General features: G+C 66.7%; 8 protein-coding genes and 1 pseudogene. 6 read left to right on the forward strand and 3 right to left on the reverse strand.

Features of this window, described 5'->3' with window-relative positions; all coding sequences use genetic code 11:
• Positions 1 to 143: 143 nt before the first annotated feature.
• On the reverse strand, positions 144 to 1,094 hold the full coding sequence (locus tag GA0115234_RS00800) for a TIGR03620 family F420-dependent LLM class oxidoreductase (RefSeq protein ID WP_093538886.1): 951 nt from the start codon (positions 1,092 to 1,094) through the stop codon (positions 144 to 146).
• Between the two features lie 108 nt (positions 1,095 to 1,202).
• On the opposite strand from GA0115234_RS00800, the gene GA0115234_RS00805 reads away from it, so the two are divergent.
• The gene (locus GA0115234_RS00805; RefSeq protein ID WP_093538890.1) at positions 1,203 to 1,796 is read left to right on the forward strand and encodes a TetR/AcrR family transcriptional regulator; all 594 of its coding nucleotides are present in this window, start codon (positions 1,203 to 1,205) and stop codon (positions 1,794 to 1,796) included.
• Positions 1,797 to 2,376: 580 nt separating this feature from the next.
• Here the strand turns inward: GA0115234_RS00805 and GA0115234_RS00810 are convergent.
• Both GA0115234_RS00810 and GA0115234_RS00815 read right to left on the reverse strand, forming a co-directional pair.
• Complete coding sequence (locus GA0115234_RS00810; RefSeq protein WP_093538891.1) at positions 2,377 to 2,811, reverse strand: hypothetical protein; 435 nt, start codon at positions 2,809 to 2,811, stop codon at positions 2,377 to 2,379.
• A gap of 431 nt (positions 2,812 to 3,242) precedes the next feature.
• On the reverse strand, positions 3,243 to 4,121 hold the full coding sequence (locus tag GA0115234_RS00815; protein WP_093538887.1) for a hypothetical protein: 879 nt from the start codon (positions 4,119 to 4,121) through the stop codon (positions 3,243 to 3,245).
• Between the two features lie 1,133 nt (positions 4,122 to 5,254).
• On the opposite strand from GA0115234_RS00815, the gene GA0115234_RS00820 reads away from it, so the two are divergent.
• The 5 genes and pseudogenes from GA0115234_RS00820 to GA0115234_RS00830 all read left to right on the forward strand — a co-directional run.
• Positions 5,255 to 6,073: a GH25 family lysozyme gene (locus GA0115234_RS00820; protein ID WP_093538892.1), complete on the forward strand. Its 819-nt coding sequence runs from the start codon at positions 5,255 to 5,257 to the stop codon at positions 6,071 to 6,073.
• A gap of 81 nt (positions 6,074 to 6,154) precedes the next feature.
• Entirely contained in the window at positions 6,155 to 6,376 is a 222-nt protein-coding gene (locus GA0115234_RS44160; protein WP_370803718.1) for a transposase, read from the forward strand.
• Positions 6,363 to 6,491: a hypothetical protein gene (locus GA0115234_RS42960; RefSeq protein ID WP_256088515.1), complete on the forward strand. Its 129-nt coding sequence runs from the start codon at positions 6,363 to 6,365 to the stop codon at positions 6,489 to 6,491. The genes GA0115234_RS44160 and GA0115234_RS42960 overlap by 14 nt, the downstream gene beginning before the upstream one ends.
• A gap of 684 nt (positions 6,492 to 7,175) precedes the next feature.
• Positions 7,176 to 7,529: pseudogene (locus GA0115234_RS00825) on the forward strand (transposase family protein); the annotation flags it as partial.
• A 233-nt stretch (positions 7,530 to 7,762) separates the two neighbouring features.
• On the forward strand, positions 7,763 to 8,007 hold a 245-nt coding region (locus GA0115234_RS00830), incomplete at its 3' end, for a transposase (RefSeq protein WP_161275523.1).

Genomic DNA, 8,007 nt, shown 5'->3' on the forward strand with positions numbered 1-8,007 from the left:
TCCCAGAGCTCGCCAACACTTCAGTCACCACCGAGGCGCGGGTGTTCTCCGAACCTGGCAACAAGCGTCTCTCGCTGTTATCTGCGTAGCCAGGCGTCACCTACCCGGTGAAGAACGAGTCTGCAGCCGATGGGTACCTGCGGTCAGGGCTGCCTGTTTCGCGGTGCACGGAACGGTTGACGTGGTACAAGAGCGGGGGCGAGCTCGCGCCACTCACGCTCCGGCAGCGAGGACGGATCGGCAGTGAGCACTTGTAGGCAGACATGGTCGGCTCCTGCGTCGAGGTGCTGCTCAACGCGTCGTCGGATCGCGTCTGCGTCTCCGTAGGCGACGATCGCGTCCACCAGCCGACGGCTCGGTCCGCCGATGATGTCCTTGTCGCCGAAGCCGAGCCGACGCACGTTCGCTTCCTGGTGCGGAGCCTGTGAGACGTATCCGGCGACGTGTGCCGTGGCCACCTCGCGGGCCCGGCCGAGGTCGGTGTCCAGCACGACCGCCTGCTCGACCGCGAGAAACGCATCCGGTCCCATGATTTGGCGTGCCCGTACGGTGTGCCCGACGGGTACGAAGTAGGGGTGCGCGCCCCAGGTGCGTTCGGCGGCCAGCTCCAGCATCTTCGGTCCGAGGGCGGCCAGCACGCGGCGCGGAGCCGGGTCCGGTATCGGGCCGTGGGCGGGTACCGCGTCCATGGAATCCAGGTAGGCGCGCATTGTGGCTACCGCCCTGCCGCGGGCCGGCACGGGATAGCCGTCCAGTTCATGCACGGTGTCGTCGATCCGGTGCCCGCCCAGACCGAGTACATAGCGTCCGGGGAACGCTTCGCCGAGCGTACGCGCCGCGGTGGCGGTGGCGATCGGGTCCCGGAACGCGATATTGGCTATCCCGGAGGCGACGGAGATACGGCGGGTTGCCGAGAGCAGCAACCACGCCTGGCCCACCGTGTCGCGGCCGAACGACTCCCCGAACCAGAGGGATCCGTAGCCCAACTCCTCTATTTCAGCAGCTGATTCGCGCACACGGCCGACGGGCTGCCCCTCGTAGGCGAAGGTCCAGATCCCGACCCGGCCGAGCTCGTTGCGTGCACTGTCCGTCATTCGTTCTCCTTACGCAGTCAATCCGGAGAGGCTCTCCGGATAGCGTCCGTTAGGATACGGAGAACCTCTCCGCTTGGCTATCCCGGGAGGCGACCGAAGGGCGTGACGATGACGACCAGGCAGGGCCATGCCTCCTCTCGACCACCGCGGCGCACCGACGCGCGCCTCAATCGGGAGCGCCTTGTGGCCACGGCGCAGGAAGTGTTCGCCGAGGTCGGCCCCGGGGCGTCCCTCAACGAGATCGCCCGCCGAGCCGGCGTGGGCCCAGGTACGCTCTACCGTCACTTCCCGAACCGCTCCGCCCTGCTGACCGCAGTGCTCAGGGACCGGATTGAGTGCCTCTGCGGGCGGGCGGAGGCGTTGCTCTCCGCGGAATCCGCCGACGATGCCCTGGCGCACTGGCTGCGCGCCTTCCTGACCCATGCCCGGGTCAACCAGGGCATGGGCAGCGCCCTGATGATCGGAGAGTCCGACGCCCCGGGTCTCGACTGTCATCAGCTGATCCTGGATGCGGCAACCGGTCTGCTCACTCGGGCCCAGCAACGGGGAACGGCCCGCACCGACCTGACTGCCGACGACCTGGTCCAACTCGTCGTCGGGGTCGCGCTGTCCACGGCTCGCAGCGAGGACGAGGAACAGTCCGGGCGGTTGCTGGCACTGGTGCTCGATGCCGTGCGGGGGAGACCGCTTCGGAGCGAGTGACCCTCGCAGACCCGGCCCGGTCCTCCGGTGTGACGTATGCGTACGGCACCTGCGGCACGCCGTTCCTGGCCTCCCGCCTCAACCGGCCGGCCGCCTCGATCCCGCGCCGCCAGCGCGCCCCCTCCGGATCATCACCCGTAGCCAACCGCACGAACCATGCCAACATCTTCGGGCCGTGCTGCTCACCGAACCGCGATATCCCGGCCGCCGCCCTGCTAGGCGCCACCAGCCCGTCGGAACCTCCTCCACGGGCGCCCTCTGGAGTGCTTGAGGTGTACCGGTCTTGATGTCCCACCGGGTCTAGTTGCGGGGCCGGGGCCGGATCCGAGCCCCGGGCCCCGTCGCCGAAGTCGAGGATCGCCGGGGGTGGGCCGCATCGGCGGGAGTGGAGCGGCGAGGAGGAGGTGCTCGTAGGTGTGGTGGCGGCGTGCGGTGGTGCAGCAGGTCGGCCGCATGAACGTACTGGTCGGTGTCGACGAGCGTTCACCCTGCGCTGCGACAAGCGTGGCTACGTTCTGCCCGGCATCGGCACCCACCCTCCCCACGGCATCCGTCGCGACCTCGCCCCGGCCGTGAACTCCTACGCGACCCAGCAGTAGACACCTTGGACCTGGCCCCGGGCGCTGGCGACGAGAGCGGCCAAATCACCCAGGATCACGGAGGCGATCTCCGCGTCCATGACCTCGCGGCCCTCCGCATGCCGTACGGACCACGCGACAGCGGCATCCTCCAACCCCGACCGCTCGGCCTCGGCGAGGGTTGCGGACAAGCGAGGCGAGACGGCGAAGACAACGCATCCGTCATCGTTCTGGCCGGCGATGATACGAGGCTCAGCAGCTTCGACGAGTTCCTCGAAGTTGCCGCCGGAAAGAAGGCACTCCCACTCGATCACAGCCCCTTCAGGATCGACGTTTCCGAAGGAGAGCGACTCGAATGCGCGTCGCGGCCCGGTCCGGAGAACCCGAGCCGCTGACGCGTCATCCGGAGCCGCGAAGAACTCGACGATGATGCTCACCCGGGCATCATGCCGGACGCCCATGACCGTGATCGGCCGGACGGCTCCTGGAAGAGGTCGGCCGACCTGTCCTGCGTCAGTTCTCGAGGATCGTGCGAGGAGGACGTCTTGGGGCATGCCGCCCGACGCGGGGAACCGACACGTACAGCTGGGGAGAGACCCGCTACGGCCAAACCCTCAGCGGTAAGGGCATCGGCTATGCCACCTCGGGAGTCCAGGGCCGCCCAGTCTGTGGATGGACCGGTGCGAGGCGGACATCGGCACCCGCGTTGGGGGGAAGGATCGGCAGCACGCGCAGAAACTTTGCTGCATCTGCTCTGCCCGGCACATCGAACAGTTGCAGGCAGGCTTCGGTGACCTCAGCTGCGTTCTGCGGGTTCCGCGGCCGTAGCCGAAGGGGCCGCTCCGCGCATTCCCGATGCTGCGCCGGTTCAGCCGGTCTGGGTGTAGTGCTGCAGATAGAGGAAGATCGACTTCCAGCCGGATCCGACGTTGACGATGTGCAGCTGACCGCCCGATGGACCGAAGTCCCAGGCGGCGATCCCCTGAACCTCGTCTCCGGACTCCACGTCCTGATGGAACTCGTAGGCAACCTGACCGGAGTTGATGTCGATCGAGTGAACTGACTTCGCCGAGTCGTCCACGGAGGCATAGAGCTTGCCCTGCCACATCGCGGCACCCTGGATCCTGCTCAGGGGTTGTGACAGCGTCACGGTCTTCACCACGGGAAGTGTCGAGCCGGCCGGAAGGTTCAGCAGGTCGTTCAGACTGTAGGCGACCAGTTTGTTCGTGCCCTGCGCGGCATCCTGATCCCAGGGCGAGGTGTAGACCAGTCCCGCAGCAGCGTCCACCGCGACCCACGGCACCCCGCCCGGCATCTGCGCAAGGGGCAGTTGCACATAGCGACCCGTGTAGCTCAGGTCACTCGCGTTGTACAGCGCCAGCAGCGGATGCTGGTAGTCACTGCCACCGTCCTCTATCGGCGCGATCACGTAGCCGCCGTAGTACTCCACGTCCCCTATGTGATCGCTACCGTACGTCCCACGCATCTCCCCAGGAATCGGGGCCACCGATGACGCGACCTCCGAGTCGTTGGTGACGGTGGCCTTCACCATCCCACCGGGCCCGGCATAGTAGAAGTACGTCCCGTCCGTCGCCACACCCTGCCCGCGCTCCAGCGCATTGAGACCTGTCCACCGCTGATAGTCCGCCGCCCGTGTCCAGGTCGCGGCCATGGCGGGAGACGCCGCGCTCCCGATGAGCGTCACGGCCGCGACGGCCGCGACCGCCAAGATCCTGCCCAGCTTCATCTGATTCCACCCTTCCTCTGTTCTGCAATGCGGAACGTTGTTTTCAGGGGCGAGTGGATTACAGCAGCGGCGGGCGACACCGTCAATGAGCCCTGGATGAACACCGGTTGACCTATGAAGCGGACGGCGACTCGAACGTCCCATCAGTTCTCCGCGGCCCTGCGAGGGGATGTGTTCGATGGTGACGGCGGCGGGTGGGCACCCGATTGTCGAGACCAGCAACACCGAGGGCCTGCAGAACGAACGGTGCAACTCCTGATCAAGGAAGACACATCGATGACGAGCGACGACGTGGCCGAGTTCAGCTCACCGTTCGGGCCGTGTCCTGTGGATAGGCCGGGGGAGTCGCTGGCAGCAGAGAGCGACTGCGAGGCCAGATCGCTGTCGGGCTGGCCCCGTGGGGCCACACCGGTAACCATGACGAAGCCGTCGAAGTCGATGCTCTCGCCGTTGCCCAGGTACCTCTCGCGGTCCGGGAGGTCGAGGGCGGCGGCGCACTGTCCGTGCCGCAGGTCGGCCTCCAGCAATGCCGGATCCTGCGGGGAACGCGGGGTGGCCCGTTCGGGCTCCCCGGTGCGGTCGCGTGTGCGGCCGGGACTCCCCCGATCAGCAGTGTTCTGCGCACCCTTCACGCGGCTCTGGGCGCCCAGGCCGCAGCTCGCGTGAGTTCCAAAGGCCCTCCCGCACAGGTCCCGTATGGTTGTGTGGCTCCGATCGGCTCGCTGTCTCATGCCATCAACGCCCTTATATGGACTGCCACTTGAAGAAAGTTCTACCGATGTTGATCCCTTTCCGCAGCTCACCGGTGTGCAGATTGGTCTAGACCTTTAATGAACCGGAAAACTGTTTACCGCGGGCATGTCTCTGTGGCTCACTGTGTCGTGTTCGCGTCAATCGGGTGTGCGGGATCCCTCTGCGGGAAGCGCGCGGCCGATTCCTCCTGACCGGACGTGTACCGCCCTTTCGGTTTGCCGCGCCGCTCCCACACCGGCGTGTCGAGACCTGCCGCACCGGAGTACCACTCGGCATCACTGCACTTCACTCCCCCCACCAAGCAGGAGGAAGCCTTGTTCCCTCGGAGCCTCTCCCTCAAAACCGCGCAGCAAGGACTCACGGTGGCCGGTGTTCTCGGCATGAGTGCCGCACTGACCCTCAGCCTGATGTCGGGCACCGCCTCCTCGGCATCGCTGCCGTCGGGCGGCGGCATACCGCCGGGCAAGGGCTACATGGGCGTGGGCTACGTCCAGGACAACAACGACTTCAAGCCGGACACCCGGCAGCTGCGCCTTGACGCGGCGCCGCAGGCGAACCTCCTGGCGAACCCCGTGGGTGTGGATGTCTCCAGCTGGCAGGGCGGCATCAACTGGGGTGCGGTCCGTAGCGCGGGCATCGAGTTCGCCTGGATGAAGGCGACCGAGGGCACCTCGTACAAGGACCCCACGTTCAGCGCCAACTACCTGGGCGCCTACAACGCCGGCGTGATCCGGGGTGCTTACCACTTCGCCCGGCCCGACGTGTCCGGGGGCGCGGAGCAGGCGGCCTTCTTCGCCGGCAATGGTGGGGCCTGGTCCCGCGACAACCTGACGCTCCCGGGTGTGATGGACATCGAGGGCAGCTGCTACGGCAAGACGCCCGCGGCGATGCAGTCCTGGATCCTCGACTTCTACAACACGTACAAGGCCCGCACCGGCCGCGACGTCGTGATCTACACCAGCGCGAGCTGGTGGAACTCTTGTACCGGCGGCTGGACCGGAATGTCTGCCAGGAGTCCGCTGTGGGTGGCGCACTGGACCTCCGCAGGCAGCCCCAGCATCCCACAGGGCTTCCCGTTCTGGACCGTCTGGCAGTACACGTCCACCGGCTCGGTGAGCGGTATCTCCGGAAACGTCGACCGCGACCGCTTCAGCGGCGATCGTTCCCGCCTGCTGGCCCTGGCCAACAACACCCCGTGACAGTGGGTGCCGGCACACGGCGGCCACCACCGGGGGTGTGACCCCCGCTGAGGATGCTCCCGTGGAGTGGACACCCTGACAATGGATCTTGACGGTCCAGGGAGGGATGTCCAGGTGGGACGCAAGTCTCCGTATCCAGAGGGGTTCAGGAAGGATGCCGTCGCGCTCCACCGCGCCGCAGCCGCGAAGCGAACGTACGCGGCGTTGGCCGCAGATCTCGGCTTCACCGCGGAATCGCTGCGGACGTGGGTGCGGCAAGGACGAGACACAGGCCGCGCCCGAGGGCAGTGTGAGTGCGGCTGAGGAGCTGGCTCGGCTGCTCAAGGCCGAGCAGGAGTGGCAGCTGGAGCGCGAGATCCTGCGCCGGGCAGCCGCCTATTTCGCCCGGGATTGTGTCCTGAGCACCAAGGGAAGGTGACAGTAGGACAGCTTCCGAGAGTGGTGCTGTGCGGAAGATGAAGGTTTCGTGGCCCTTCGAAGCCGCCCTGCGGGGGAGGCTTCATGCCACCTCATGCCGCGTTGGTTGAAGACCGTCGTGGTGAGCGATGAGGAAAGGTGCCGTAAGAGGCGTCAGGTGGGACTGGGAAGACGAACGCAAGTGAATCGCTAAGCAGCAGCGACTGTGAGGGGTCGAATACCGATGCGGGACCCGCTGGCGGACCGGCTCGTAGTAGTGATGAAGCCCCTGTAGTGGGGGGGCGGGTTGCGTCTGCACCCGGCCAGGACCCGGATCGTCTACTGCGAGGACGGGAACCGCTGAAGCTCCTACGAGCACACAGCGTTCACGTTTCTCGGGTACACGTTCCGTGCCAGGAGGAACCGGAGACGACAGGGAAATGTGTTCCTGGCGGCCGCCCTGGGGATCAGTAAAGACGCTCTGAAAAGGATCGGCCGGGTAGTGCGGAGCTGGCACCTGCATACCCGCACAGATCTGACCTTTCAAGAACTCGCCCGAAGGGTCGACCCCAAGGTAGCGGGCTGGATCAATGAGCCGTTTCCAAGCTGGCGTTGCTGACCGCGAGTTGGACGGTCCTGCGCAAGGGCGAAGCTCCTGGTAGACGGGTTCTCGACCAAGATCACCCGCGTTCGTCAGGAGCTTCGTGTGCTTGCCTATCCGTCCTCGATCGGTCTGTCCAGTCGCACTCTGTGGTTCCTGACGGGGCAACTGGCCGTGAGGAGGCAGGAGATCGGGACGCGGTGGCGACGTCTCTCCGCTGCACGCCAGGCCCTGCTCGCCCTGGCTCGTCTGCGGTGCGGTGACACCTATGCTCAGCTCGCCGCCGGGTTCGGCATCGGAATCGCAACCGTCTTCCGCTGCATACGGGAAGACGTCGAGGTCCTGTCCGCCCTCGCCCCGTCCCTGACCGAGGCGATGAGGACGATCCGGGCGAAGGCGTTCGTCATCCTCGACGGCACCCTGCTGCCGGTCGACCGCGTCGCCGCCGACACCCCGTACTGTTGAGTCAGCACGGAGCGCGGTGCCGGTGTTGCCATCGGTCCGTTTCTCCGTGCCGCTCGCCGAACCCGGTGTGCGGCTCTCACCGCACCGGGCTCTCCACGGTCTCTGCCGTTCAAGCGTGGTTGAGTGTCCAGGGGTTGGGGATCGTGTTGCCCGGGGCCTGACCCTGGGTTCTGGACACCGGAGACACTTGGATCTTGATGGTCCAGGAGAACGGAGTCCCCGTGGGGATGAAGCACTACCCCGCCGAGTTCAAAGCGGATGCGGTCGCGTTGTACCGGTCGAGGCCGGGAGCGACGATCAAGTCCGTCGCCGGTGATCTCGGGGTGAACACCGAGACGCTGCGGAACTGGATCCGGGCCGCCGACGGGCGCCGGCCCGGCGCCCACTCCGCACCGCCGGCCGCTTCGCAGACCGGCGGCGACGCTGTTCAGGCGGAGCTGGCCGCCGCTCGCAAGAGGATCCGTGAGCTCGA

The organism is Streptomyces sp. DvalAA-43, from assembly GCF_900091725.1.
Classification (GTDB): Bacteria; Actinomycetota; Actinomycetes; order Streptomycetales; family Streptomycetaceae; genus Streptomyces; species Streptomyces pulveraceus.